22 protein-coding genes are annotated in these 26668 nt (G+C 40.1%); 17 read left to right on the top strand and 5 right to left on the bottom strand.

What is annotated here, in order from left to right; genetic code table 11:
* Nucleotides 1-124 precede the first annotated feature (124 nt).
* A complete protein-coding gene (locus tag M23134_RS11990; RefSeq protein WP_002696338.1) occupies nucleotides 125-1021 on the bottom strand; it encodes a haloalkane dehalogenase in 897 nt (298 codons plus the stop codon).
* 194 nt (nucleotides 1022-1215) lie between these two features.
* Between M23134_RS11990 and M23134_RS11995 the strand changes: the two genes are divergently transcribed.
* The 6 genes from M23134_RS11995 to M23134_RS12020 all read left to right on the top strand — a co-directional run bounded on the left by M23134_RS11995 (nucleotide 1216) and on the right by M23134_RS12020 (nucleotide 7472).
* Nucleotides 1216-2163 carry a hypothetical protein gene (locus M23134_RS11995; RefSeq protein ID WP_002696339.1) on the top strand — a complete coding sequence of 316 codons (948 nt, stop codon included), beginning with the start codon at nucleotides 1216-1218 and terminating at the stop codon, nucleotides 2161-2163.
* Between the two features lie 280 nt (nucleotides 2164-2443).
* Nucleotides 2444-2986 carry a SiaB family protein kinase gene (locus tag M23134_RS12000; RefSeq protein WP_002696340.1) on the top strand — a complete coding sequence of 181 codons (543 nt, stop codon included), beginning with the start codon at nucleotides 2444-2446 and terminating at the stop codon, nucleotides 2984-2986.
* A gap of 11 nt (nucleotides 2987-2997) precedes the next feature.
* Nucleotides 2998-3393, top strand: a complete 396-nt coding sequence (locus M23134_RS12005) for a DUF1987 domain-containing protein (protein WP_002696341.1) — start codon at nucleotides 2998-3000, stop codon at nucleotides 3391-3393.
* A 121-nt stretch (nucleotides 3394-3514) separates the two neighbouring features.
* A complete protein-coding gene (locus M23134_RS37980) occupies nucleotides 3515-5062 on the top strand; it encodes a PAS domain-containing sensor histidine kinase (RefSeq protein ID WP_002696342.1) in 1548 nt (515 codons plus the stop codon).
* Nucleotides 5063-5599: 537 nt separating this feature from the next.
* Nucleotides 5600-6436: a sensor histidine kinase gene (locus tag M23134_RS12015; RefSeq protein ID WP_045113447.1), complete on the top strand. Its 837-nt coding sequence runs from the start codon at nucleotides 5600-5602 to the stop codon at nucleotides 6434-6436.
* A 7-nt stretch (nucleotides 6437-6443) separates the two neighbouring features.
* Nucleotides 6444-7472 carry a hypothetical protein gene (locus M23134_RS12020; RefSeq protein ID WP_002696346.1) on the top strand — a complete coding sequence of 343 codons (1029 nt, stop codon included), beginning with the start codon at nucleotides 6444-6446 and terminating at the stop codon, nucleotides 7470-7472.
* Here M23134_RS12020 and M23134_RS12025 read toward each other — a convergent pair.
* Nucleotides 7469-7771, bottom strand: a complete 303-nt coding sequence (locus M23134_RS12025; protein WP_002696348.1) for a TIGR03643 family protein — start codon at nucleotides 7769-7771, stop codon at nucleotides 7469-7471. The genes M23134_RS12020 and M23134_RS12025 overlap by 4 nt on opposite strands.
* Before the next feature lie 398 nt (nucleotides 7772-8169).
* On the opposite strand from M23134_RS12025, the gene M23134_RS12030 reads away from it, so the two are divergent.
* The 4 genes from M23134_RS12030 (at nucleotide 8170) to M23134_RS12045 (ending at nucleotide 11636) form a co-directional block, all read left to right on the top strand.
* On the top strand, nucleotides 8170-8733 hold the full coding sequence (locus M23134_RS12030) for an RNA polymerase sigma factor (RefSeq protein ID WP_002696352.1): 564 nt from the start codon (nucleotides 8170-8172) through the stop codon (nucleotides 8731-8733).
* On the top strand, nucleotides 8726-9520 hold the full coding sequence (locus tag M23134_RS12035; protein ID WP_002696357.1) for a hypothetical protein: 795 nt from the start codon (nucleotides 8726-8728) through the stop codon (nucleotides 9518-9520). Before M23134_RS12030 ends, M23134_RS12035 begins: the two co-directional genes overlap by 8 nt.
* 156 nt (nucleotides 9521-9676) lie before the next feature.
* Entirely contained in the window at nucleotides 9677-10624 is a 948-nt protein-coding gene (locus M23134_RS37985) for an outer membrane beta-barrel protein (RefSeq protein WP_157558455.1), read from the top strand.
* A gap of 613 nt (nucleotides 10625-11237) precedes the next feature.
* A complete protein-coding gene (locus M23134_RS12045; protein ID WP_002696361.1) occupies nucleotides 11238-11636 on the top strand; it encodes a hypothetical protein in 399 nt (132 codons plus the stop codon).
* Nucleotides 11637-11730: 94 nt separating this feature from the next.
* Here M23134_RS12045 and M23134_RS12050 read toward each other — a convergent pair whose 3' ends face one another.
* Nucleotides 11731-15789 (bottom strand): SpoIIE family protein phosphatase, encoded by a 4059-nt coding sequence (locus M23134_RS12050; protein WP_002696362.1) that lies wholly within the window; start codon nucleotides 15787-15789, stop codon nucleotides 11731-11733.
* A gap of 318 nt (nucleotides 15790-16107) precedes the next feature.
* On the opposite strand from M23134_RS12050, the gene M23134_RS12055 reads away from it, so the two are divergent.
* The 5 genes from M23134_RS12055 to M23134_RS12075 all read left to right on the top strand — a co-directional run bounded on the left by M23134_RS12055 (nucleotide 16108) and on the right by M23134_RS12075 (nucleotide 19813).
* Nucleotides 16108-16842: a GIN domain-containing protein gene (locus tag M23134_RS12055; protein WP_045113448.1), complete on the top strand. Its 735-nt coding sequence runs from the start codon at nucleotides 16108-16110 to the stop codon at nucleotides 16840-16842.
* A gap of 10 nt (nucleotides 16843-16852) precedes the next feature.
* Nucleotides 16853-17941: an acyloxyacyl hydrolase gene (locus M23134_RS12060; protein WP_002696364.1), complete on the top strand. Its 1089-nt coding sequence runs from the start codon at nucleotides 16853-16855 to the stop codon at nucleotides 17939-17941.
* A gap of 111 nt (nucleotides 17942-18052) precedes the next feature.
* A complete protein-coding gene (locus M23134_RS12065; RefSeq protein WP_002696365.1) occupies nucleotides 18053-18610 on the top strand; it encodes a thioredoxin family protein in 558 nt (185 codons plus the stop codon).
* A 74-nt stretch (nucleotides 18611-18684) separates the two neighbouring features.
* Nucleotides 18685-19527 (top strand): Rpn family recombination-promoting nuclease/putative transposase, encoded by an 843-nt coding sequence (locus M23134_RS12070; protein WP_002696366.1) that lies wholly within the window; start codon nucleotides 18685-18687, stop codon nucleotides 19525-19527.
* Nucleotides 19528-19540: 13 nt separating this feature from the next.
* Nucleotides 19541-19813: a hypothetical protein gene (locus M23134_RS12075; RefSeq protein WP_002696368.1), complete on the top strand. Its 273-nt coding sequence runs from the start codon at nucleotides 19541-19543 to the stop codon at nucleotides 19811-19813.
* An 87-nt stretch (nucleotides 19814-19900) separates the two neighbouring features.
* Here the strand turns inward: M23134_RS12075 and M23134_RS12080 are convergent, their stop codons facing one another.
* Nucleotides 19901-20413 (bottom strand): hypothetical protein, encoded by a 513-nt coding sequence (locus M23134_RS12080; protein ID WP_002696370.1) that lies wholly within the window; start codon nucleotides 20411-20413, stop codon nucleotides 19901-19903.
* Nucleotides 20414-20715: 302 nt separating this feature from the next.
* On the opposite strand from M23134_RS12080, the gene M23134_RS12085 reads away from it, so the two are divergent.
* Together M23134_RS12085 and polA are read left to right on the top strand one after the other, a co-directional pair.
* Nucleotides 20716-21030 (top strand): DUF4286 family protein, encoded by a 315-nt coding sequence (locus M23134_RS12085; protein WP_002696372.1) that lies wholly within the window; start codon nucleotides 20716-20718, stop codon nucleotides 21028-21030.
* Between the two features lie 160 nt (nucleotides 21031-21190).
* The gene (gene polA / locus M23134_RS12090; protein ID WP_002696374.1) at nucleotides 21191-24058 is read left to right on the top strand and encodes a DNA polymerase I; all 2868 of its coding nucleotides are present in this window, start codon (nucleotides 21191-21193) and stop codon (nucleotides 24056-24058) included.
* Between the two features lie 1483 nt (nucleotides 24059-25541).
* Here the strand turns inward: polA and M23134_RS12095 are convergent.
* Nucleotides 25542-26024 (bottom strand): hypothetical protein, encoded by a 483-nt coding sequence (locus M23134_RS12095; protein ID WP_045113450.1) that lies wholly within the window; start codon nucleotides 26022-26024, stop codon nucleotides 25542-25544.
* Nucleotides 26025-26668: the final 644 nt, after the last annotated feature.

The following is a 26668-nucleotide window of genomic DNA, read 5'->3' on the forward strand; positions in this document are numbered from 1 at the left end:
GTCTCTCGTTTTCAGGAGCTGTTAGCCAATTCGTCATTCAAAAACATTTGCTACCAATCTGACACCTACCTTCCCCTTCTATTCGTTATTGAACTATTCGTCATTGGCTAATTGCCCACCTCTTTTACTTATTTGCTTTTATAAACTCTACTACAATTTTTCCAAGCTCTTCGCCACGATCTTCTTGAATAAAATGCCCACCTCCGGCTACAGTAGTATGGGCTTGTCCTTTGGTACCTGGAATCATCTGCTGGAAAAACTTATCAGCCCCTTTTGTGATAGGATCAGCGTCGCCAAAGCAAGTTAAAAACGGCTTAGTCCACTGGCTGAGTACCTTCCACGCGTTGCGGTTGGCTTCTGACTCAGGGCTGGTGGGGGAGTCGGGCACTAGTGCAGGAAATACTCTTGCTCCAGCCTTGTACGATTCATCAGGAAAAGGTGCGTTATAAGCTGCCACAATGTCGGAACTAAGTTCGGTAGTAGTGGCTTTTTGGATAATGTTGCCTACCGGAAACTCAGGTACCGTTTGCGAAAATTGTTTCCATTGTACAAACGATTCTGGCATTTTTATATCGCCAGTAGGCAAAAAAGTATTAGAAGCTACTACTCTTTTAAACTTGTCAGAGTTTTCGGCCACCATACGCAAACCTAGCAAGCCTCCCCAGTCTTGACAAAACAAAGTAATATTGTTTAAGCCCAGGTGATCAATAAAAGCCTGCATCCAGTCGAGGTGACGCTTATAGCTATAGTCTTGAATATTAGCAGGCTTGTCTGATTTGCCAAACCCAATCAGGTCAGGTGCAATGGCTCTGTAGCCTGCTTTGGTGATCACTGGAATCATTTTGCGGTATAAAAACGACCATGAAGGTTCACCATGTAGCAGCAATACCACCTCGGCGTTGGGGCTACCTTCGTCTACATAATGCATTTGCAAATTGGATGCTACTGGCGCATAATGTGGCGCAAAAGGATACTCAGGTAAGTGTTCAAATTGATGATCAGGTGTTTGTAATACTTGCATAATATTTTATGGTTTTTTATGTTTAACTCCTTTTAAACCAATAGTTTAATGGCGGATGGTTTGGTGAGTGTACCTGTACAATACCTACCTGCCAAGGGAGAAATAATAATTAGGATAACTTGGGGAAATTCATATCACTTTCCCAATAAATTGATTATATTTGATTACTCAAACAGCCGTAAACTTAACTAAAAATGACCCAATTAATCAATTACTTGAAGCAACCTATTGCAAATTTTTTGTGGCTAGGCTTGTTGTGTTTATGGGCATGTGGTAGTGCCGACAACACAGGTACCCAACAAACCGACAGCATTGTTGAGGTAGATTCAGGTAACAACCCTGACCTAGTAAGTAGCCCGTCAGCCTCTAGCCAAAAGCGCTCTCCCGGATCTATTCCTCTTGATTTTCCATTGGTTAATACCACTGCCAAGGCCAACGAGTATGTATTGGCACCTATGCTTCAATGGGTAGAAGATGGTTTTATCAAAGGAAAAGATCAAATGGTTTTGATTTTTTATGGTCGCAAAATGGTAGCACCTGGCAAGGTAGAGTCAAAACTTAAGGCTATAGGCAAAGAGGTGATGATGCCTAATTCAATGATAATACCTGTACCTGTGGGTGAAAAAGTGCTCAAAGGAGAAGTAGTGCTTACCTGGGAACAAAACCGAGGCTCAAGTATGCGTACAGCAATTGTAACCGATGCAAGCAATCCGGCAAGCCCCAAAATACAGTACCTCGATACCCCTTACACCCCGGGAGTGTCTGATGTACAAGCCCAACCCAATACATTTGTAGCTTTGCGCAAACCCTGGCAACCAGGAGTTTATCTTGCGGTAAAAGAGGACTTTGGGTACAATTATGCCCAAATTATTAGAGAGGCAGACAACAAAGTACTGACCATTGGCTTTACCGGAAAGGTAAAGGTGTATAATAAAAATAACTGTGTGCCAGTGCCCTTTAAACCTCAGCTAAAGCCAGGCGACAAAGTGCATGTGGTAAAAATTGCTGCTTTTATAGAAGGAGTAGTAAAAAAAGTGTTGCCCGAAATCGGAAGAGTGATGGTAGAAATAGATTTTGGAGGAAAGCCTGAGACGGTCGTCGCAGGATACGGGAAAATTATCAAAGACTTAAAAATTAGGTAGGAGTATTGTTATTTTCTGTTCAATTTTTTATACCTTATCTCAAAATACAAAGTTTAATGTTTAATTTATACAAACAAATAAACACTGCTGTCAAAATTGCGTAATTTTTGTTCGGTAACTTAACAGCTTAAGTATATCTGGCAATTTGCGCGTTTGTAGAATAGTCAGTGTGTAAAGATTATACCCGGCAACATCTGAACAAATGCCCCTTGACGTAATCAAATCCAAGGGTTTGATTCAGCAAACTAATATTATCAAATTAATGCATGTAGTATAAACAATGTCTGAAAAAATCAACTTTTTTGCATATCAATCTGATTACTACAGTGAACACGAGATACTCCTATCCTATAAAGGACCGGTTACAGACATTATTCTTGCCGAAATAAGCCTTGAGATACAAAAAAAAATAAAAGAAAATCCAAGGATTTTTAGAAAACTTCATGCAATCTTTATAGAATTAGCCCAAAATATTTTATATTATTCAAACGAATACAATCACTTTCGTAAACAAGAGAAGGTGGGTTGTATTATCATAGCTCGTTCCGAAGATTATTATCACCTTGAAACCGGCAATTTAGCAAACACTGTGTCTATAAAGCTTTTACGGGAGCGTTGTAAGGTAATCAACGATATGGACGCAAAGTCGTTGAGAATGTACAAACGACACATGCGTAAGTTGTCATTGATGGCGGGTGCTAGAGGAGCAGGCATTGGGCTTATCCAGTCTGCTTTGCTTTCTGAAAACCCTTTGGAAATGAGGAGTAGAAAAATTGATGATGATTATACATTTTTTACTTTATCCGTTAAAATTGCAAGATAAATAAAGTTGTTATGGAAAACTTATATATCAAGGGGCAAAGAGGCATTTATTTTACGCCAACCGTCAAGTTGGATGCTGAAGCTTCCATTTGCGAAATTTCGGGAGAGTCATACCTTGAAGATACGGTAGATTTTTATGATCCTATTATCAAATGGCTGAATGCCTATAATGAGGAATCATACAAAACTCTTACGTTTAATTTTAAGCTTACTTATTTTAATACCAGTTCTTCAAAGGCAATTCTGAATATTCTGAAATCGCTGAAAAAATTTAAAGAAAAGGGCGGAGAAATCGTCATCAATTGGTATTATCCAGACGATGACTATGATATTCTTGCTGAAGCTGAAGATTTTATGGAAGATAGTAAACTCAGCTTTAACCTGATTCCTTACAAATTAGAGTATTAGCTGCGGTGTAACATAGTCTTTGGCTCAAAGATGTTTTCTAAATATATTGTAGTTTTTTAAATATTAGTTTATATTTAAAATCATTCGAAATTCTGTAATCGCTACCTTACCATATAGTTTTATGGATACTAAAGTATCACTCGATTTATCTTCTGAAATGCATTGTGTACTTGATCCCTCAGGTAAAATTGTGGAGATAAATGCTATATTTTTAAAAAACCTTCAATACCTCAAAGACGAGTTAATTGGAAGGGATTTTATAGATTTAGTAGCCGAGAATGACCTTGGAACTATTCAGGAAACTTTTGACCAGTTAGCACCACAACCCCTGGAGCAAGCCCAAGATACAGACATTAAGTTCTCTACTTTTAATTGTCAATTAAAAAGCAAGAATAATAATATACAGCAGTTTAGAGGCAAATTTGCCAAGTCAGAAGATGGCTACATCTATGTACTGGCAAGCATTGCTATTATGCAAGACGCCCCCCTTGCTCGTTTCCGCCGCTTTTTTGATATGTCGTTGCTTGCCATTGTGATTATCACCGACAAAGAAGGCAATCTTGTATTTGCCAACAAAGGATTTTCTGATACGCTGGGTTATAACTGGCAAGAAATGACAGAGTATCCTTTGTTTCACTTTGTATATGAAGATGACAAGCAGGCCACTTTAGACTATTTCAAAGAGTTGCAGGACAATATTGGAGTAACCCAAGAGATGATTAATCGTTGTGTTTGTAAAGATGGTGGTTACAAGTGGATAGACTGGAGAGCCATTTATGTAAGAGATCATGTGTATGCTGTAGCCAATGACATTACCGCGCGTAAACAACAAGAGATCAAGATTCAGGAATTGCTGGAGCAAACCATTCATACGAATAAAGAGTTGTCGGCATCACGAGATAACCTTGAAAAAACCTTGGAAGAGCTCGAAATACGCAATTTTGAACTTGATCAGTTTGTGTACAAAGTATCACACGATTTGCGCGCTCCACTTACGTCTATTTTGGGTTTGGTAAACTTGTCGAAACTTGACAGTGGTAATGCCGAACGGTTGATAGGTTATATTGAGTTGATTGAAAAAAGTACCCTTAAGCTTGATAAATTTATTAAGTCGTTGCTTGAATACTCGCGCAGTGGGCGGGCTGATGTAGTAACCGAAAAAATTGACTTTGAGGCGATGATTAGTGATTGCATTGAAGACCTTAAGTTTATGAAAAACTATGAGCGGATACAACGCGATATATCTCTCGAAGGCAACCAGCCGTTTTACAGCGAACCATTACGGTTGCGTATTATTCTTAATAATATAGTCTCTAATGCGATTAAGTATCAAAATACTTCAACTGAAAACAGTTTTCTGAAAGTAAAGATTGACTTATCAACCCCCGATACCGCAAGACTTATTTTTCAGGACAATGGCATAGGCATAGCTCAAGAGTACCAAGGAGATGTATTTAATATGTTTTTTAGAGGCACCGAAAATGCCGAAGGCTCAGGACTAGGGCTGTACATTGTAAAACAGACTGTGGAGAAAATGCATGGTAGTATTTCGCTGAGTAGCGACTATGGCAAAGGGACTCATATTATTTTGGAGGTGCCCAACCAATACGAGCAGTTTAAAGACAAAGAGAGTAATAATAGCCACGCCGATCAAGCCAAAACCTCCTGATAACAGGCGTAAGGTATCCCCTTTAAGGCAACTGAGGCAACTCATTTTCTTTTATTTCCCAACCATTTCAGCTCATTTTATTTCTTTTTAGCAAAAAAATCATTATTATTTGGCTTAGTAAAACTACAAAAATAACCTAATCCATAGAACTTCGTCTTTGAGCACTGTGCTTCTTCAAAAAATAGTTCTGTAGCTCTTGCTACGCAAAGATTTTTTTCATTGCTCAGCACACAAATACTGTTTTCTTTTGGATCACTTTATTTTTTCCGTTTTACTTAGTAAAACTACCAAAATAATCTACTCCATCGAACAACATTTTTGACAAGTATACTTCTTCAAAAAGTATTTTGTTCACTTGAACTACTTTATTTTTTATGTTTTACTTAGTTTTTTAACCTTGTGTGTGGTAGTGCAGTCAGTGGATTTTTAAAACACCTGATACAAATATTAAAACCCAGCTGTTTATACTTAGAGGCTACCCACAAGCGTCCCATAAACTATTATTACCTTAATCATCAATCATATTTACTTGATGCGATGGAAAGCAAGCACCCAGAAAAAGACCAAGAGGTTGGTAAAAATGCCGAAAACCTCAAAGCAATGAACCTTGAGCTTGAAAAAATTGTACAGGAACGTACCGAAAGTTTGCTAAAAATGAATAATCACCTTGAGTTGGCAAACCGAGAACTAGATGCTTTTATCTATCGGGCTTCACACGATTTCAGAGCACCCATTGCATCTATCAATGGTTTGATTAATCTTGCCAGGTTGGAGGTAAAAGATACATCGGCCCTGGATTTTTTGGAAGAAATAGGCAAGGTGGTGAATAAAACTGATAACATGCTGCGCAAGTTGTTGATGGTAAATATAATCAATCGTTATTCAACTGAGCGGGTGCTGGAGCCCATCGACTTTAAAGCCATATTGAGCAACTTGCAAGAAGCTTTTGGCAGCCAGATGTATTCGGTAGGCATGCACATGGAGTTTGATGTAGCACCTGAACTCCACTACCTGGCAGAGCCTGACCTGATTCAGATTATTTTTTATAATATGATTGAAAACTCCATTGCTTTTCGCTCTCATCGTTCTGATAGTTCCCCTTTTATTAAGGTTTTGGTGGAAGATGTAGCCGCAGATAATTGTATTAAAATTGTGTTTAGTGACAATGGGATGGGGATTCCTAATAAATATTTTCGAAAAGTTTTTAGAATGTTTTTCCGGGGAAACGAAGCTGCCACCCAAGGCAATGGTTTGGGCTTGTATGTGATAAAAAAAGTAATCCAAAAGCTTAAGGGACGCATTAAGGTAGAAAGCGAAGAAGGGCAGTATACTAATTTTTATATATTTTTACCCTATCTAAGGGGCACCAGTTGATACAGGTATGTATACATTCGTTATAAGAAATGTACTTTTAATTGTTTTTTTATCTGTTTGGACTTGTTCCTCAGTTGTTGCACTTTCTGTAGTAGGTACCTGGACTTCTGAAACCTATCGTTATACTGCTCACCAAAATATTGTCAGGCAAAAAATACAGTACATTATTTCTGACTCCATTGTTCAGCTAAAGCTACACACTTTTGTTTTCAGCGAGTTTTACACCACTAGGCCACTTGTGATTCCCCCCTTAACTTATCACTTTCGTATTCATCGGTTCATCATTACTTCACGTGCCAAAGGGCGTATCATTGTGCAGTCGCCAGCAGGGGCCTATCAGGTGATTCATTGTTATTCTAAGGCAAAAAACAGTTTAAGGATTCATTTTATCCCTGGAAAAACCTATACTTTGGCGCAGGCAACAAGTATAACACCTGTCTCAATGGGGCAACTATTTTTTCGAGAGGCGTATTATTGGCAACAACAACAGCTGCCAGTAGTGCCTGCCATTACAGCACGTAGTTTTGCCCAGCTTCAGAAAGCGGTAAAAAAGCAATTGAAGAAGCGTAAGGTAAAAAAGATGAAAGCAGCAGGGGTAGATGAATCAAACTTAAAGAATGAAGCATTAAAAACCGTGTTTTTGCTACAGGGGTTTAACCCTTATTTGAGTTGGTGTGAAATGATTAAATGGCAACAACAGCAAATGGAGCAGCGAGCAATGGCATTGCTCAAAAGACAATTGAAAAAGCAAAAGGAGCGTTTAGTAGTGTTAAAAGCTACCCCTACCCAGTCTGTTGCCAATAAAAATCGCTACAAGGCAGCGCGTCAGTCCACCCAATTGGCTTGGACGCTCACCAATAAAAAATTAGAATATTTGATTTTGCGGCAGCAGATAAGACTAAAGCAAGCCCCAACCCCTCAGGAACTTGCCCACATTAAACAAATCAAGCAAGTCATCGAAGGGTTGACCCAGCAACAGTTTGTCTTGCCTCAGGAGCACACCAGGTTTGCACCAGTGAAAGTAGGTAAGGATTAGTGGTTTCTTTTGGCGATTTTATTTTGACTAATGCTTTTTTGGCGGCTGCAATGAAAGCGATTTACGTCAGGGGCACGTAGTTGTTTATGTTTGGTCTTACGCCCTTGTACCCGTTTGCGCCACATTTTCCACGACCTGGATTTCATTTCTTTACGCATTAACCGAATGACTTCTTGCTCGGTGAGTTCAAACTGTTGCCAAATGGCTTCAAAGGGTGTGCGATCTTCCCAAGCCATTTCTATGATCCGATCAATACTTTCATTGTCCAGGTTTTTGAGTTTTTGTTTTAGTGTATTCATAGCCTTTTAACAGTTTGTAGGGGGAAAGGTTTTGTGTGCAGGAAATGTATATCTTAATGCTTAAAAAGCATACTTGCCTGAACTCTTGGTTTTTTTATTTGAGGGCATTTTTATAAAGCCTAATCATTGATTACTTTAACTTACAATAGTTTTATTTGGTGGGGTATTACCCAATATTAAGACTTGTAAAAAAGTTTTTTCAAAAAGTATTAAAAAATTAAGTATTTGATAATAAGCTTGTTATGTGTTTGCCTTGACAAATGTTATTTTTTTTCTCATCCCCACGCAACCTTTGCCATTGCATTTGTATCTACCCTATAGAAACAAGCATATAACCAAGTTTTAGAGGTTAGATACCTCTCACTCTTTATTTAAAAACTAATAGCATATAACGCACAATGTCGAAACTTTCGTCAGAAAAAGCATTGGTAAAAGGATGCCGTAAAGGTAAGCGACAAGCGCAGCAAAAGGTGTATGAGTTATATTCACCTAAAATGTTTGCGGTATGTCTCCGTTATGTGCGCCATCAATTTGATGCTGAGGAAGTAATGACCAATGGTTTTCTGAAGGTTTTCAGTAAAATAGATCAATTCAAAGAGGAGGGTAGTTTTGAGGGATGGATTCGGCGAATTGTGGTAAATGAAGCACTGAATCACTTGCGTAAAAACAAGCGACACCAGGCAGAGGTAGACATAGAAAATATAAGCGAAGCTGCCGAGCTTGCCAGTGCCGAAGATAACCTAAATGCGCAAGACTTGATGAAATGTATTGATCAATTGCCCGAGGGTTACCGAACAGTATTCAACTTGTACGCCATAGAGGGCTATTCGCATAAAGAAATAGGCGAGCAATTAGGTATCAGTACCAATACTTCTAAGTCTCAGTTATCACGAGCACGTGTTCTGTTACAGAAATATGTGCGTAACCAGGAAAAAAAAACTTATAGTATAGATCATGAGTAAACACCCAATAGACAAAATTTTTGAGGAGAAGTTGAAAGACTTTGAGCAGATGCCACGTGCTGTCGTCTGGGACAAACTCAATGCAGCACTTGATAAAAAAGTGCCTGTGTCGTGGTGGAAACGCAAAGTAGTGTGGTGGTCGTCAGGCATTTCAATTACATTATTAAGCATAGGTTTGGCGTTGTGGCAGCCGCAAGTGTCACCACCTCCAGCACAAGTAGCTGCCAAAATGGTAGACCTTCAATTGAAACTGGCAGGAAACCCTCTTGCTCGTTTTGACAATAAAAAAACAACAAAAGCACAGGCATCAACCACCCAAAACAATACTTTAACGAAAAAGAATTTTACAGAAACAAAGGCAAACCAAGCCAGGCAGAATACCCAAAAACCAGACGTAACACCTAAAGGCCATTTTGCGCGCCCCAAGCAAGGCAATACAAACAAAATGACCGTAAAAACAGGTGCCAAACCTAGGGCTAACATTACAACGGCTCAACGCAAAAGCTTTGGTGATTACTTTACACCACTACGCATCAAAAGTGTGTGGCTGAGTGTGGCAGCGCCAGAGCCAAAGTCGCATTTGCCTAAACCAAACAAGCAATTTCAAGTGACCGTCACCTTGAAGCTATCAGAAAACATGGCCGCAGAGCGTGCGCAGGACGAAGGGGGCAAAGGCTTGAAAAAAATCTGGAAAAAACTAAAAGGCTTGGATCACAATAAAACCAAAACTAAAAAGGCGGAGAAGAAACGAAGCATTTTGAGATTTTTAGGCGATCGTGACGATTAATTACTGTCTGTAATTTGGGCAGATTTAACTATGAGTTTTTAATAATTGCAAGCACCGGTGTAAATCATAAAAACTGAAAAATTGTTTGTGGTAGTGTATAAAACACAAACGTGTAGGATGAATCATTGACCATACAACCAAAAAAATGAAAAAAACATGAAATTATTCACTATGAAAAAAACAAGATGTATTGCACTGGTGTTGCTGTTGTTGGGTAGTGTGGGTGCAAAAGCCCAGGACACTGTAAAAGTAGATGTAGGAGGCACTAAAGTCATTATTGTTACCAAAGACAAAGATGGTTTGAAAGATTTGTCGAAGGTAGACTTGAATAAGATTATAGCTGAGGCGGTAAAAAAAGCAGACTCTAGCCGAAGTGGAAGCGAAAAAACCGTGATTGTATATCAACCCAACGAAAATTTCAACGATTACTATACCAGCGAGTACGAAAATCAGCGAAACAGGCATCGAAAATACAAGCGTCGCAGACGTTCACGGGTGCGCAACTACCTTTCGCTTGATTTAGGGTTTAATAATTACCTCGAAAATGGGAGGTTTCCAGATGAAGCCGGAAAGGCATACGGACTAGATGTTTTTGGGTCGAGGTATATTTCGGTAGGTTGGTACCGACGCACTAGTTTGTTTGGATCTCCTTTACGTTTAACGATGGGGATAGAAGTAAGCTGGAATAATTTTATGTTTACCAATGACACCTACATTACGCAAGACTCGGCAGGTGTAAACTTTAGAGATTATCTCGAAGATAATAATGTAACTATAGATAAAAGCAAGCTAACCACCATTTATGCCAATGTGCCCATATTATTGGGGCTTAGGTTTCAAAATCCTTTTGGGCGTACTACTTTTCGGTTCGACATAGGAGGTTACTTTGGTTATCGTTTAGATAGCTACGCCAAGATTAAACCCAGTGGGCAAAACGTACAACGCCCTCATAGAAGTTATTTCTTGAATAACTGGCGTTATGGTTTGGTTACTTACCTTGGGTTTGATGGCTTTCAGTTGTTTGCCAAGTATGACCTCAACCCCTTATTTGTAGAGGGTAAAGGACCTTCTCTTAATGCATTTAGTTTTGGTATAAGATTGTAAGTAATACCATCGTATTTAGAATATAAGTACCAAGGCAGAAATATATCTAATGATTAGATTACTATCATACTATGAATGAGTTATTCTTATAGCTAATTATTTGCTGCTACTTAGATCCAATAAATTACCTGTTTTGAGTTGCAAAATCTTTGATTTTTGCAGCTTTTTTAGTTTTTGACCTTCTTTGAAAAGTCCATAAAGTGGGTTTTTATGAAAATGGTTTTTTGTAAATAAAAAGTTTAGGTTCCATTGTGCTTAAAGCTACAAAAAACCTTAGTTTAGTCAAGCTTTTGTTACCATTGTACTTAGTTATTACACTTTTGTGATAGGAGTTACTATAGAGAGTGCCGCACATTTGTTTTTAAGTAACCAATTTATAGCCAGTTGTTTACTTATTGATCTGCCTGATAGATAAAACAGTTAAACCCTATAAAACCTACATGTTTAACTTATGACAAAGTTTAGCCAAGATTGTGTTTTTTCTGGTTCACTTTCAGTAGTTTAACTTACGTTTGCTTTATTGCCCTTATTTGTAATCACAGGTTTTATTCCCTACCATTGCATTGCAATTAAGCAACAACTTTATATTCCAAACCCATCCAACTTTTTAACAATGACTGTATTGAAAAGAACAAGCGGTATCAACTTCGTCAAAATTGAACACTGTAAAAATACAAACACCGTAATTACCAAATGGCAAGGATACTGCCCCCACGACAATATTATGGAAGGCATGCAAGCTGGCCTTACTGTTCTTAAGTCATCTAAGGCAAAACGTTGGATTATGGATACTGAAATGATGGAGGGTTCTCTGTCTGATTCGTTGAGTTGGCTTATTAAAATATGGCTACCAGCAGCACGTTATGCTGGTTTAGAAACAATGGCTTTTGTAACCTCACGCAATATATTTACAGAGCTGTCAACTAAAGAATATGCGATAAAAAGCAATAAAACAGGTAATGAGCATTTTTTGAGCCTGGAAGACGCTAAACGTTGGATTGTGAAGCAATAAATACTATAGAAAGTGATTCCCTGAGCTTTTTTATAAAAAGCCAGGGGATTTTTGTCTTTTAAAGCCCCCTACAGAAATACGAGTTTTCAATGGCTCAATACTTAATCCCCATCACCAATATATCATCAGTTTGAGAAGCATCACCTTGCCATTCAGTAATTTCTTTCTCAAGGTACTTTCCCTGCGCCTCCATTGGCAAGTGGCTGATAGACAGTAATAAACTTCGAAAACGTTTGGTAAGGTATTTTTTACCATTTTTTCCTCCAAATTGGTCTTGAAAACCATCTGAAATCATATAAAATATATCACCAGGTTGTATATCTATTGTATGAGTTTCGAACACCTTCTGAAGTTTATATTGAGTATTGCTACCAATCGGAAACTTGGAGCCTCTTACTTGATGAATTTCGCCACCTCTTACATAAAGTAGGGGATTTTTTGCTGCGGCAAAGCGTAATTGTTTTTGGTCTTCGTCTATTACCATAATGCTTATGTCCATCCCATCATTTACCTTGCTGTCTTCAGGAGAATCACTGTTGGCGTGGAGTGTCTCTACCAGCTGATTGTCAAGCTCATATAAAATCTGATCGGGTTCGAGTATTTGTTGTTTGTTGATTACATCGTCCAAAATATTGTTACCTATAATGGTCATCAATGCCCCTGGTACCCCGTGCCCGGTACAATCAGCTGCAATCAACACCTTTTTATTACCCTGTCCGTTTTTTTCTATTTCCGAATACCAGTAAAAATCACCCGATACAATGTCTTTGGGCAAGTACAATATAAAAGCTTCCTTAAAGCTATCAATTATTTTTTGTTCACGTGTAAGCAAAGCCCGCTGAATACGGCTGGCGTAGTTGATACTGTCAGTAATGTTTTTGTTTTGCTTGGTAAGCTTCTGGCTTTGTTCTGCCAACTGTACCCTACTTGACTCTATGCGGGCATTACTTGCACTCAGTATGCGCTTAGAGGCTTCCAGTATTTCATTTTTTGCTTTCAGCTCTTCCAGCGAGTCTTCCAATATGTCACGGGCTGCCACCAATTCTTGCTGTTGGTTTTTTAATTCACTAATATCAAAAGCTACTGTAGAGAAATATTTGATAGAGCCATTAGCATTTTTGTGTGCCACTATAATCTGACTGGTGGGTACTTCGTGCCCATCTTTGTGCACCCATTCGGTTTCGCCTACCCACACTCCATGTTCTTTGGCATAAGGGGTCCCTTCGGTTCTGATCAGCTCCATACTTTCTGCTGTCTGGAAATCGATGGTTTCCCTGTTATAAAACTCATCAAACTCTGGTGGGTAACCCAGCATGTCTTTGCCCCCTTGATTGATATAGATAACCCGTCCTTTGTTATCGTTCATTGCCACCAGATTGGGCGATGCTTCTAAAATAGACACCAAACGATCTTGTTGTTCTTCTATCTCTTTGCGTTCGGTAATGTCTTGAATTGTACCAGACAGGCGTACTGTTTTGCCTCGTCGCTGCTGTGCTTTGCCAATAGCCCTTACCCATATTTCTTTGCCCTTGGCAGATACCATTTGTAGCTCCAGCTCATAGGAGTCACCGTTTTTCAATGCACTATTAAAGTGTTCTTTGATTATTTGAGCATCTCCTTCTTTATAATATTTAAAGAAGTCGTCCAGTGTGGGCTCCATGTTAAATGGCACCTCGTATACCCTAAACATTTGATCGCTCCATACCAAACGATGCCCTTTTTCGTCTCGCAAGTCATACTCCCAGGCACCTACCTTAGCCGTTTTTTCCATACGGCTCAGCATGTTTTGTTGCTGTTTTGCCTCTTTGAGCAGAATACTTACTTTTTGGCGTTGTTTAAACTCCTCAGTAATATCATTAGCCACTGCCAAAAAACCAATGATTTCATCGTTATCATTCTGAATACCAGAAACAGTCAACAACACCCTAAACTGTGACCTATCTTTGCGTATATAGGTCCATTCATTTCTATCTACCTGGCCTTGCAGGGCTTTGCCAAGCAACACATCCATGCTTTGTACTTCTTTCTTTTGAGTTTTGGCTACTTCCAAGGTTTTTGCTTCAATCTCAGTGGCATCATGAAATAGCAACAAATCTTTTTTGTCTATCAATTCTGATGCTTCATACCCCAACCACTTAGCAGCGGCTGGATTAAAACTGGTAATGATGCCGTGTAGGTTGGTAGATATAATAGAAAGCTCAGCACTTTGAAGAATACTTTTTTGAAAAGAGGTGATTTCTTCGAGGTGTTGTTTGGCTTTTGATATGTCCTCATTGGCAGACAACAGTTGGTCTGCATTGCGCCTTAATTCTTGTTCCGATGTTTTTATTTGCTCTATTTGCTCTTGTGCCTGTTTTTCCAGTAGTTTTTCGTTCGACACATCCTGAGCAAACTTAATGACTTTGAGCGGTTCACCATCGTGGTTTTTCAACACTGAATATACCCCTCTGAACCACAGGTCTTCACCGTGTTTTGATATCCAACGAAATACTCCATCGTAGAACCCAGCGCGTTTTACACTGCTCCAAAAACGTTTATAAACCTCTCTTTTTTCTTCCCGGTCGGGCAAAAAGAAAGCATAATCCTGTCCGATCACATCCTCAAGCTCATAACCACTCATTCTTATGAAAAAGTCATTGGCATGAACCACTTTGCCTTCCAAAGAAAACTCTACGATAGTATTGAATCTGGCAAAAGCATCGCTACGGGCGCGGTACTCTATATTTTGTTGTTCAGTAGCGGTAATGTCATTGGCAAGTTGTACAATCTTAATTACGTTGTCGTTATCGTCGGTAATGGGAGTATAAGAACTGTTGATCCAGACATCTTCATGGTATTGATTCACTCGTTTGAAATCGCCCGAATGTGGAATACCCTCTCGAAGCTCTTCCCAAAAATGAGTATAACTCTCCTCGTTTTTACCATACTCATCTATCAATACATCATGGTGCTTGCCCAGCAAGTCTTCTCTCTCATACTTCATCAAATACAAAAAAGAAGTATTTGCCTCGATAATATTACCTTTTACATCGTACTCAGCTACTGCAAGTGTACGGTTGATAGCAGCAAGGTGCCCGCGTTGTTCTGTTTCTACCCGGCGTAAGTGTTCTTGAGTAGCCAAAAGTTCTTCCATGTTTTGGCGTAACTCTTCTTCCGATGAGTACAGTCGTTGGTTAGACTCCTCTATTTCTTGTTTTTTACGATTGTTTTCGGTGATATTATTCGCAATTACAATCACCTTTATTAATTGGTTTTCGCTGCTAAATACAGGGGTAAAAGTCATCGCTAACCAATAGCTGCCATCACGTTGGGTCGGGTATTCAAATTCGCCCGATTGACTGATGCCTTGTTTGAGAGTAGACCAAAATATCTTGTAGTGGGTTTTGTTATCCCAGCGTTGCGACTGGAGGAATGTTTTGGGGCGTTTGCCTAACAACCGTTTTTTTTTGATGTTTAAAAAACGGCAAAACAAATCATTGGCAAAAGTAATGCGCCCATGTTTGTCTAGTTCCAGTGTGCCCATGCTATAGTTAAGCGCCGACAATTGCCCCCTTAGTACCCTTTGTAGTTGTACACTGCTATTGACAAATTGACTGGCCACAAAGGCAACTACCAACATGATAATGGCTAAGTTGACGGAGAAGAAGTAAGGGTGTTGTTGAGGTGCTTGCTGAAGGTTGAGTAAGGTAGTGAGTTGGTTGTCTATGATAATAGATACAAAAATGCCCAACAAAAACACATAGAGCCAATAAGCCGCTTGACGAAAAGGTGTACAGGTGAGCCCTCCCAGCGCACTGGGCAATGCCCACAGCAAAAATGTGCCAGAAGCCTGAAAACCACCCATTAACCATTGAAATACAAAGGGTAGTAGTACACCACTGGCTACTTGAAATGTGCGGGGAAACAGCAAGGACTTTTTCTTGAAGAAAAGGCGGAGGTTGCCCAAAGTAAGCAATAGGTATACTGCCGAGGTAATGCCTAACCAATAATAGCCTAACACAAAACCCGCAATAGACCAATATGCTCCGGCAAAAACCATAAAGCAACCATAAAGTGTGAAGGCATACTTATGATTTTTGACAAAGAATGAGTCATCTTCGGTGCTACCTGCTGTAGCCAACGATTTTAAACTTTTTTGAAAAGCTTTAATCATATCAAATTATTGCATAGAAATCTCAACTGTAATTTTTGCAGCAAAACTGCCCACTTTGTGTTAGCTAATTCTAATAGCAGAAGTCAATAAAGATAATATTTTTATGCAAATATATACTAAATGTATCTGAAGCCTTGATAAAGTATTACAAAATTCAGGCAATGTTTAGGTAATCATGAACCTTATGCAGTCAAAATTTAAATTTATGCATATTTTTACAAGCTGTTGGATGAGCCTTACAAGGTACAGTAGATCTTTTACAAAAAAATTTGTAAACAAGCTCTAAAACTACAAAAATAATCTTATCAGTCAATAACAATGAATTATACTAAACAATTCACTTATATTTTGATAGTGGTTTGCCTGATCATTTTGCCAGGGTGTCAGAATGGTTGCCTCAAAGGGCAGGGCAAAACCATTAGCCAGACAAGAAGTATTGATAGCTTTAGCGCGCTAGAGGTAGATGGTTGGGTAGACGTAGTGCTTGAGCAAGGTAGTGCGCCCGAAGTAGAAGTAATTTCGGGTAAAAACCTTATTGGTAACATTCGTACTGAGGTAAACGCCGAAAGCGGTAAACTCATGATTACCAACAATAATAAATGCCATTGGTCGAGGGGAGGAAGCCAACCAACTGTAAGGGTAAAATATCAGACACTGGCGCAAATAGACCACTTGGGTTTTGGCAATATTTTGTCGGTTGATACGCTAAGAAATGCCAACTTGCTGGTAAATATAAAAGGCAATGGCAATGTGAAGCTATTGGTAAATGTGACAAATTTTAGCTGTACTATGCTAGAGTTGGGCGATTTGGAGGTGCATGGCAAAAGCGAGCGCAGCAACTTGTTTTCGCATAATGTAGGTTTTTTTAAGGGTAAAAACTTTGTGACTACCCATTGTACTGCCCGCACCCGCGACGAGGGACAGTTTGAGGTAACCGTGTTGGACTCGCTCGTTGCCACGGTAGAGAGTACAGGCGATATTATTTATTATGGCAACCCCTCTTATGTAAAAAGCAATGTGACAGGACCTGGCAGAGTGGTGGCAGGTAAATGATGAATTAAGTATGATGACACAAAAAAATAAATTGATACAATGCGTGTACTGCTTGCTGATAGGGGTGTTTTGGCAAGGTACCCTCAAGGCGCAAAACTTGAGTGTAGACGCTCAGGCACTTACGGGTTTACTTATTCCCATTAGCCTTACCTCGCCTCAACTGACTACCGCAAGCCCAAAAGGGGTAGAGCTGAGGCTAATGAAACAAACATCGGGCAATAAAGACTGGCACCATTGGTATAAATCGCCTCGTTTTGGGGTTACATTTATCCACTATGACTTTCGCAACGAGTTTTTGGGCAAAGCCTATAGCTTACAAGGAGTGGGAGACTTTCCGTTGAAGCAAAGAAAACGACACGATTGGCACTTGTTGGTGGGCTATGGGGTAGCTTACCTGACCGAAAACTACCGTAAGTTTCGCAACCGAAAAAACACTTATGTAGGTAGCCAGTTTAACTATTCTTTTGAGCTGATGTTAAGCTATAACTATTACTTAACTCCACGGCTTCAGCTATCTGCCGAAGCAGGCATCATTCACTATTCCAATGCCGCACTGCAAATGCCCAATGGGGGAATCAATGCTTTGTCGTTGGGTTTAGGGATAAAATACAGGCAAAATAAACCAGTAGAAAACAAGGTAGATACTACCTTCTATAAACCAAAAAAGTGGCGTTGGAATATATCAGGAGCGTTTGGTATGCTGGAGCAATACCCTACAGGAGGGCGAAAGTATGCGGTATATAATGTGAACTTTTTGGGCGAAAAACGCATTAGCCGTAAAGTGAGTTGGTTATTGGGGGTAGAAGCGATCTATAATAATTTGTACAAAGAGTATATTCCTGATGGCAAAAACCAACCTGAACCTGCATTGCCCGGAAGGGCGGCGGTGCTTACTGGCATGGATATTTTGGTGGGGCAAATGGCAATTATGATTCAGGCGGGGGTGTATGTATACAAACCCCAACCGTTTGACGCGGTATGGTATAATAAATATGGCTTTAAATGGCGTTTTTATCGAGAACTTTTTACTTCATTTGCTATTAAAACCCAACTAGGTGCTGCCGATAATTTTGAGCTGGGGCTGGGGTATAGATTCTAGAGAATGGCTTGATTGCTCTATTGTTTGCGAAGCCACTATACAAACTATATGCTATCGCCTAAAGCGTAGCTAAAAACTATCGTCTATTGACTATTAAACTATTAACTAAACATGGCATTAACTCCAACCAAACAAATACCTTTGGGCTTTATTGCCCCTGATTTTACCCTGCCCGATACTGTCTCGGGTAAAACAATGAGTTTGGAACAACTCAAATCTGACAAGGCGACGGTAGTAATGTTTATTTGCAACCACTGCCCTTATGTAAAACACGTAAATGATGCCTTGGTAGCGCTGGCAAACGACTATATGCCCAAAGGCGTAGCTTTTGTGGCCATTAGCTCGAACGACGCTGAAGCATACCCTGCCGATGGTCCAGAGCAAATGAAAACAGAAGCCACTCGTTTAGGTTATCCTTTCCCTTATTTGTATGACGAAACTCAGGAGGTGGCAAAAGCTTATACCGCAGAGTGTACGCCTGATTTTAATATTTTTGACGGCAACCTGCGTTGCGTATATAGAGGACAGTTGGATGGTTCACGCCCTGGAAGCAATGTACCCGTTACAGGCAAAGACATGCGCCAGGCTTTAGACGCTATTTTGGCGGGCAAACCAGTAAGCACTGACCAAACCCCTAGCGTAGGCTGTAATATCAAATGGAAGGGGTAATGATTGCCTTTAAGTGATGTGTTTGTGTCTAAAAAAGGTTATTTTTGGAAACACTTGTTAAACTTGCTTTCAGTATGGAGAAATTTATAAACCCTTTTACCGATTTTGGCTTTAAAAAGCTATTTGGTGAAGAGCGCAATAAAGATTTGTTGATTGACTTTATCAATGAATTGCTGCATGAAAGTATACATGTGCTGACTTATTTGACCAATGAAAGGTTGGCGCAGGACTCGGTAGCTGCTGCAAATACCTTGGTTGTATATTGTGAAAATAAACAAGACGAAAAGTTTATTGTGCAGCTTCAAAAAGTGCAGCAAGGCTCAAGAATAGACCGTAGCATTTATTATACGACTTTTCCTGTTCAAGAGCAGGCAGAGCCGGGTAAAAAATGGAACTTTGAATTAAAGGGGGTATATACCATTGCCTTTCTGGACTTTGTCTTCGCCAAAAATGTCTCTACTTTTCACCACAAGGTGCAATTGGTAGATTTGGAAACCAACGAGGTGTTTAATGATAAACTACAGCTTACTTACCTCGAAATACCCAAATTTAGTAAAGAAAAGCATGAACTTGAGACGCATTATGATAAATGGATGTATATTTTTCAGAACTTGGGTAAGTTACAAGAGCGTCCGGCGGCTTTACAAGAGAAAGTTTTTCAAAAACTACTGGATGCTGCTGAGATAGCTCACTTTGATAAAAAACAGCAAATTGCTTATCAGGATAGTTTGAAAAATTACCGTGATTGGGATAATGTGATTCAGACTTCTCTTAAAAAGGGGTTAGAACAAGGCAGAGAAGAAGGTATAGAACAAGGTTTACATCAAACCGTCTTAAGGATGAAAGAAAAAGGTTTTTCACTGAAAGACATAAGCGACGCCACTGGGTTAACTTTAGATCAGGTTGAACATATATAAATAGTATTGTTGTATGGAAGTTGAGGAAATAGTAAAAGAAATTACTACCAAACTTGAAGGTGTGCAAGCACCAGATAATTTGCCACCCTTTAACCTGGAAACTCAGGCAAACAGTGTACAGAAAAGTGTGTACTGGGTAGTACATAACCATTATGACCTGGGACAGCCGCTGGAGCCTTTGGTAACTTATGCTGCCAGAGCCAAACAACCGTTAGACAAGTTTTTGGAAGTGTTTCATCCCGATATTTTAGCGGCTTATCAACACGCTCAAACCCACGCTAAGTAACTTGGCAAAGAGGCAGAAATATAATGCATATAAAACAAAGCCCTGAAGCTACGATAAGCTTCAGGGCTTTGTTTTATATGCAAATGTTTACAGTTTTTCGTCATAGCGAAATACACGAACTAACTCTCCTTTTTTGAGCTTAATCATTTTTTTGCTATCAAGCTGCTCTATATCGTACTGGTCTTTGTACTTTTCATCCTCAGCCCCATCCATTTTTTTTATTCCCTCTATCATCAGCACATTGCCTATTACTTTGTAAGTGCCTGTAATGACTGGCACTGGAGTGATCTCTTCAAAGGTGCCATCTTCTTTAAAAGTAAACTGGCTCATGTTGGGCTTGTCGCCCCAAACCCCCACCAGAAGTTTTTCTTTATCTGTATTTCTTTCTGCTGTTTTATTCCCGTCAGTGGTATCACCCGCTGGTTTAGTGTTGTTTTCTTCTACTTTTGTTTCGGGCGTTTTGTTTTCAGCGTTAGCTGCAGTGTCTTGTGTGGTTTGGGTAGTATCACCTTCGCTGTTGTTGGCTTTGTCGCCCCCTCCACAAGCTTGTATACCAAATGCTATCAAAGCGGCAAATAAAAATTTAGAAAATGTTTTCATACTGTTTTAGCAAATTTGTGTTTGAAAATATATAAAAAATAATGAGTTCACAGTTTTTCCACAAGCGCTTGTCTAAAGTGACTGATGATGCGTTTTGTGTTCAGGCAGATCAAACCAAACTTGATTCGGAGCCCTGTTTCACTGTTGAACATAAAACAACTAATTAATTTTTAAACATACTCTTTGATTACTTCCTTCAAAAGTTAGCAAAATCTGTTTTAAACTTGTTATTTTGCCCTAAAATATTCACTTTTATTTCAGTTGGTAAAACCAGGATAAGCATCCGGCAAACTATAAAAAATATGGCAAAAATTGTATACAATGTAACAATATTGATTGAAAATGACGTGCGTGAAGAATGGCTGAACTGGATGAATGAACACCATGTGCCCGATGTAATGGCTACTGGCTGTTTTACCGAGAGCAAAGTAATGAAAGTATTGGTAGACGACCCTCAGGCTATAGCCACCACCTATGCTTGTCATTATGTAGCCAACAGCATGGGCGATTATCAAAGTTATGTAGACAATCACGCCGAAAAATTGCGCAAGGAAGCTGTAGACCGCTACGGCAACAAGATGAATGCTTTCCGTACCTTGTTGGAAGTGGTGGAGTAGGTAACAGCATTGGACTTTTAACTAATAAATTTATAACCCATTGAAAATGAGTGTACTATGGATTTGTTAGTTGCCTATAGCACAGGGTGTGCCTAGCACCTAGTCCCTAGAACCTTGCCGAGGCTATCGACTAAAAAACTCTTGACTAAAAAAAATACACATGAAAAAACTTTTTTTGTTAGACGCCATGGCTATGATCTATCGGGCGCATTTTGCTTTTAGCAAAAACCCCCGGATCAACTCTAAAGGAATGAACACCGGAGCGGTGCTTGGCTTTACTAACTCATTGGTAGAAGTATTACAAAAAGAAAATCCCACCCACATAGGCATTGCCTTTGATACTGCTGAGCCCACCTTTAGACATATAGAATACAAAGAATACAAAGCCAACCGAGAAGAGCAACCCGAAGACATTACCAATGCCATCCCTTATATCTACAAAATGGTAGAGGCGTTTAAGATTCCGGCGTTGGTGTTGCCTGGTTACGAAGCCGACGATATTATAGGTACCATTGCCAAACGTGCTGCCCGCGAAGGGTTCGACGAGGTATACATGATGACCATTGACAAGGATTATGCGCAGTTGGTAGAAGACAAAATATTTTTGTACAAACCCTCGTACATGGGCAATGGCATTGATATTTGGGATGTAAACAAGGTGTTAGAAAAGTTTGACATTGAGCGGGTAGATCAGGTGATTGACTTTTTGGGCATGCAAGGCGATGCTGTAGATAATATACCAGGCATACCAGGCGTAGGTCCCAAAACTGCCGTGAAGTTTTTGAAGGCGTATGGCTCGGTAGAAGGCTTGCTGGAAAATACGGATAAACTGAAAGGCAAACAAAAAGAAAAGGTAGAAGCCAGTCGAGACCAAGCGTTGCTCTCGAAAAAACTTGCCACGATTAATATAGAAGTGCCCATAGACTTTAGCGAAGAAAACCTGAAGTACGAATCGTTTGACAAAGACAAAGTGAAGGCGTTGTTTGAAGAGCTGGAGTTTAGAACCCTCACCAGACGTTTGTTTAAAGAAGATGCCCCGGCTGGTGCCACCAAGAAAAAGACCAAGCGTAGCCCCAAAGTAGCCGCCAACCAAATGGGGTTGTTTGGTGATGGCACCCCTGCCGATGATAGCCAAGCCACAGCCCCCGCCACCAGTCTGGCAAATATTGGCAACACCGTACACCATTATTATGCTATAGATACTCCCGGAAAACGTACCGAGCTGATTGCCCATCTCAAGCAGCAAGACGAGTTTTGTTTTGATACCGAAACTACGAGTTTAGTAGCTCAAGATGCCGAATTGGTAGGAATCGCCTTTGCTACTTATGCGGGCGAGGCGTACTATGTGCCTACACCTGCCGATCAAAAAGAAGCCCAGGCAATTGTTGATGAGTTTAAAGAGGTTTTTGAGGACGAAAGCATTGGCAAAATTGCCCAAAACCTAAAATACGATTGGGTGGTGCTCAAAAACTATGGCATTGAGCCCAAGGGAAAGTTTTTTGATACGATGTTGGCGCATTACCTGCTGCAACCCGACATGCGCCACAATATGGACGTGCTTGCCAAGAGTTACCTCAACTATGAGCCAGTAGAAATTACGAGTTTGATTGGCAAAAAAGGGAAGAAGCAAGGCAGCATGCGCGATGTGGAACTAGATAAAATAACCGAGTATGCAGGCGAAGATGCCGACATTACTTTGCAATTGAAAGAAATTTTTGATGCCCAGATAAAGGCTCAAGACTTGCGCCACCCTGCCCCTGAAGATGGTGGCGAAAAAGTAACCCTAGAGAAGTTGCTCGACGAAGTAGAAACCCCTTTGATTGAGGTGCTTGCCACGGTAGAAACCAACGGAGTAAGGCTAGACTCGGAGAGCTTGGCAAAATTGTCGAAAGAACTTGCCAAAGAGGTGGTGGTGTTGGAAGAAAAGATTTACAAAATTGCGGGTGAACAGTTCAATATTGCCTCCCCCAAACAACTGGGCGAAATCTTGTTTGGCAAACTACAGCTAGACCCCAAAGCCAAAAAAACCAAGTCGGGGCAATATGCCACGGGCGAAGAGATTTTGGTAAAGCTTGCCGACAAAAACGAGATTGTGCAGCACATCTTGGATTTTAGAGGCTTGCAAAAGCTGAAGAACACTTACGTAGATGCTTTGCCTGAATTGGTCAACAAAAAAACGGGCTTGATTCATACTTCTTATAACCAGGCCGTAGCTGCCACAGGTCGTTTGAGTTCTACCAACCCCAACCTGCAAAACATTCCTATCCGTACCGCTCAAGGGCGTGAAGTGCGTCGTGCTTTTATTCCGCGCAGCGATGAGTTTGTATTGTTAGCAGCAGATTATTCTCAAATTGAGTTGCGTATTATGGCAGAGTTTAGCCAGGATGCTACTATGATCAAGGCTTTCCAAAATGGCGAAGACATTCACGCCACTACCGCCAGCAAAATATACAAAGTACCGCTCGACCAAGTAGACAGCGACATGCGACGCAAGGCAAAAACTGCCAACTTTGGGATTATTTACGGTATTTCGGCGCATGGGCTTTCCGAGCGTTTGAACATTCCACGCAAAGAAGCGGGCGAGATCATCAAAGCCTATTTTGAAGAATTTCCTGCGGTGAAGCAATACATGGATGACATGATCAATAAGGCACGCGAGCAAGAGTATGTAGAAACCATACTAGGGCGTCGTCGTTATTTGCGCAACATCAATTCACGCAATGCGGTGGAGCGGGGCAATGCCGAACGCAACGCTATCAACGCGCCCATCCAAGGAAGCGCCGCCGACATGATCAAAATTGCGATGATTCGTTTGCACGAATTTCTCAAAAAAGAGCATCTCAAAAGCAAAATGATTCTGCAAGTACACGATGAATTGGTGTTTGATGCCCACAAAGATGAACTGGGCATACTAAAACCCGCCATTGTAGACTTGATGAAAAATGCTTTATCTTCTATTAATCGCACCATGCAAGTGCCTATGGAGGTAGAAGTAGGAGAGGGGACGACTTGGTTGGAGGCGCATTAGATAGCATTCAGTCGATAGCTTCTACAGCCTCAAGTCCTTAGATGCCGATGCATATCGGTGCTTCAAGTTTGACGCTGCTCTACAAGCAACTTACCGATTTTATAGGACGTTGATTTTTAGCGGTTTATAAAATCGGTAGGTAGAAGTTTTATAAACCCAACCAACGCAAGCCAAAAGTAAAACTACTTTTCAAAGCACTGGTGCAAGCTTAGCATGAGCGTAGCTTGTACCTAGTATTGGGGAAGCTTGCAGCTTCCATTGCGCAAGCAAAACAAAGCCCAGTTCAGGCAAGCATGAATTGGGCTTTTTGTTATGCTTAGAGTAATTTGTTTTTTGCAAAAACCTGAAAGCAGGATGCTTTCTCAATAAACTAGCACAAGCTACACTGCGTTAAGCTTGCGCTAGGGGGTGTCTGGCTCAACATCCCCCAACCGACGCAAGCCAAAAGTAAAACTACTTTTCAAAGCACTGGTGCAAGCTTAGCGTGAGCGTAGCTTGTACCTAGTATTGGGGAAGCTTGCAGCTTCCATTGCGCCAGCAAAACAAAGCCCAGTTCAGGCAAACATGAATTGGGCTTTTTGTTATGCTTAGAGTAATTTGTTTTTTGTAAAAACATGAAATCAGGATGCTTTCTCAATAAACTAGCACAAGCTACACAGCGTTAAGCTTGCGCTAGAGGGGTTTTTCCTAGCCGACGCAAGCCAAAAGTAAAACTACTTTTCAAAGCACTGGTGCAAGCTTAGCGTGAGCGTAGCTTGTACCTAGTATTGGGGAAGCTTGCAGCTTCCATTGCGCCAGCAAAACAAAGCCCAGTTCAGGCAAGCCTGAATTGGGCTTTTTGTTATACTTAGAGTAATTTGTTTTTTGCAAAAACATGAAAGCAGGATGCTTTCTCAATAAACTAGCACAAGCTACACTGCGTTAAGCTTGCGCTAGGGGGTGTTTGATGCCCCAACCAACGCAAGCCAAAAGTAAAACTACTTTTCAAAGCACTGGTGCAAGCTTAGCGTGAGCGTAGCTTGTACCTAGTATTGGGGAAGCTTGCAGCTTCCATTGCGCCAGCAAAACAAAGCCCAGTTCAGGCAAACATGAATTGGGCTTTTTGTTATGCTTAGAGTAATTTGTTTTTTGCAAAAACATGAAAGCAGGATGCTTTCTCAATAAACTAGCACAAGCTACACTGCGTTAAGCTTGCGCTAGGGGGTGTCTGGCTCAACATCCCCCAACCGACGCAAGCCAAAAGTAAAACTACTTTTCAAAGCACTGGTGCAAGCTTAGCGTGAGCGTAGCTTGTACCTAGTCTTGGGGAAGCTTGCAGCTTCCATTGCGCAAGCAAAACAAAGCCCCAGTTCAGGCAAACATGAATTGGGCTTTTTGTTATGCTTAGAGTAATTTGTTTTTTGCAAAAACATGAAAGCAGGATGCTTTCTCAATAAACTAGCACAAGCTACACTGCGTTAAGCTTGCACTAGGGGGGGATACCTTATTGACAATACTTGATTGTTGTTACATTTACATTTAATATTCCATTTCGTACAATGTTCTCTACAGAAAACAAAATATTTCCTACATAGATGTAAGTCTGACCATTAACATCACCGTGCATTTCAGAAATTTGGTTACTAAAATTAATAGTCGCCTGATTATTTCCAAAAACGTTTAATCTAATAAACCCTCTTACTCCTTGAGGATATGTAGTATTAGAAGCTGATGCTATTAGTGGATCACCTCCAAAGTCTAGTTGAGTTCCAGGCTCTAATCTTTCTTCCCATGTTCCTTGTGTTGGGTAAAGGAGGCTAGACATTATGGTAATATTCCACTGAACGTTTTTGGGTAACTCTTTAATCTTGTTGTCAATAGTTACATTTACGCTACGTAAGTAAGTAGAATCATTTATTGGAGTTGGTCCAAGTACACTTAACACTCCTTCTTGTATTACATTTAATTTTTTTTTTGAATTTGACATGATGTTAATAACTTTTAAGTTGGATTTACCTACTCTCTTCAAGGCTTTTCGGCAACCGCCTATTGAATAATCAACATTGCAAACCTAGCCCAAAACTTACCTTCCCATTTTCTCAAAAAGGACAACTACTTGCTGAAAAAGGACTTTTTAACATCATCTCCGTGAAAACCCCGAGAAACCTCTGAGAAAACCCCTATTTTGTCAAAATGCCAGTTTCCCCCGATGGTATTAGATGCCCTTAAGTGAGAATTTTACTCCCGATTTAATTTACAATAGTCCATAGCATTTAGTCGATAGTCCATAGCTGATTTGAGTAAATATTCACCTTGTTAAATGCTGTAAACCAGTGTTTTATATTAAGATTGTGTACTCACTTTATTTTTAAAAGTGTTTCGGTTTTACGCCTAAGTGATCTTTCATAAATAATTTGAGCCATTAAAGTGTATCTATTGCCCTCATTCTTCTCAAAAAAAAAGCTTCATAGCTTTGGCTATGCACCGTTTTTTTTGAATCGTCTGAGAACAATATATTTTCTTGAATTGGCACATCTTATTTTTTCCAGATCACTAAACACCCAATTAAATAGTTTTTAAATTCATAAATAACTGATAACCAGCAACCAACTTTGACTAAAATCACTGCGG

It is taken from the genome of Microscilla marina ATCC 23134 (assembly GCF_000169175.1).
GTDB classification, from domain to species: domain Bacteria; phylum Bacteroidota; class Bacteroidia; order Cytophagales; family Microscillaceae; genus Microscilla; species Microscilla marina.

Bases quoted from the DNA above. Each gene is read 5' to 3' on its own strand.
- M23134_RS11990 (WP_002696338.1), bottom strand. From the start codon at position 1,021: ATGCAAGTATTACAAACACCTGATCATCAATTTGAACACTTACCTGAG.
- M23134_RS11995 (WP_002696339.1), top strand. From the start codon at position 1,216: ATGACCCAATTAATCAATTACTTGAAGCAACCTATTGCAAATTTTTTG.
- M23134_RS12000 (WP_002696340.1), top strand. From the start codon at position 2,444: ATGTCTGAAAAAATCAACTTTTTTGCATATCAATCTGATTACTACAGT.
- M23134_RS12005 (WP_002696341.1), top strand. From the start codon at position 2,998: ATGGAAAACTTATATATCAAGGGGCAAAGAGGCATTTATTTTACGCCA.
- M23134_RS37980 (WP_002696342.1), top strand. From the start codon at position 3,515: ATGGATACTAAAGTATCACTCGATTTATCTTCTGAAATGCATTGTGTA.
- M23134_RS12015 (WP_045113447.1), top strand. From the start codon at position 5,600: ATGGAAAGCAAGCACCCAGAAAAAGACCAAGAGGTTGGTAAAAATGCC.
- M23134_RS12020 (WP_002696346.1), top strand. From the start codon at position 6,444: ATGTATACATTCGTTATAAGAAATGTACTTTTAATTGTTTTTTTATCT.
- M23134_RS12025 (WP_002696348.1), bottom strand. From the start codon at position 7,771: ATGAATACACTAAAACAAAAACTCAAAAACCTGGACAATGAAAGTATT.
- M23134_RS12030 (WP_002696352.1), top strand. From the start codon at position 8,170: ATGTCGAAACTTTCGTCAGAAAAAGCATTGGTAAAAGGATGCCGTAAA.
- M23134_RS12035 (WP_002696357.1), top strand. From the start codon at position 8,726: ATGAGTAAACACCCAATAGACAAAATTTTTGAGGAGAAGTTGAAAGAC.
- M23134_RS37985 (WP_157558455.1), top strand. From the start codon at position 9,677: ATGAAATTATTCACTATGAAAAAAACAAGATGTATTGCACTGGTGTTG.
- M23134_RS12045 (WP_002696361.1), top strand. From the start codon at position 11,238: ATGACTGTATTGAAAAGAACAAGCGGTATCAACTTCGTCAAAATTGAA.
- M23134_RS12050 (WP_002696362.1), bottom strand. From the start codon at position 15,789: ATGATTAAAGCTTTTCAAAAAAGTTTAAAATCGTTGGCTACAGCAGGT.
- M23134_RS12055 (WP_045113448.1), top strand. From the start codon at position 16,108: ATGAATTATACTAAACAATTCACTTATATTTTGATAGTGGTTTGCCTG.
- M23134_RS12060 (WP_002696364.1), top strand. From the start codon at position 16,853: ATGATGACACAAAAAAATAAATTGATACAATGCGTGTACTGCTTGCTG.
- M23134_RS12065 (WP_002696365.1), top strand. From the start codon at position 18,053: ATGGCATTAACTCCAACCAAACAAATACCTTTGGGCTTTATTGCCCCT.
- M23134_RS12070 (WP_002696366.1), top strand. From the start codon at position 18,685: ATGGAGAAATTTATAAACCCTTTTACCGATTTTGGCTTTAAAAAGCTA.
- M23134_RS12075 (WP_002696368.1), top strand. From the start codon at position 19,541: ATGGAAGTTGAGGAAATAGTAAAAGAAATTACTACCAAACTTGAAGGT.
- M23134_RS12080 (WP_002696370.1), bottom strand. From the start codon at position 20,413: ATGAAAACATTTTCTAAATTTTTATTTGCCGCTTTGATAGCATTTGGT.
- M23134_RS12085 (WP_002696372.1), top strand. From the start codon at position 20,716: ATGGCAAAAATTGTATACAATGTAACAATATTGATTGAAAATGACGTG.
- polA (WP_002696374.1), top strand. From the start codon at position 21,191: ATGAAAAAACTTTTTTTGTTAGACGCCATGGCTATGATCTATCGGGCG.
- M23134_RS12095 (WP_045113450.1), bottom strand. From the start codon at position 26,024: ATGTCAAATTCAAAAAAAAAATTAAATGTAATACAAGAAGGAGTGTTA.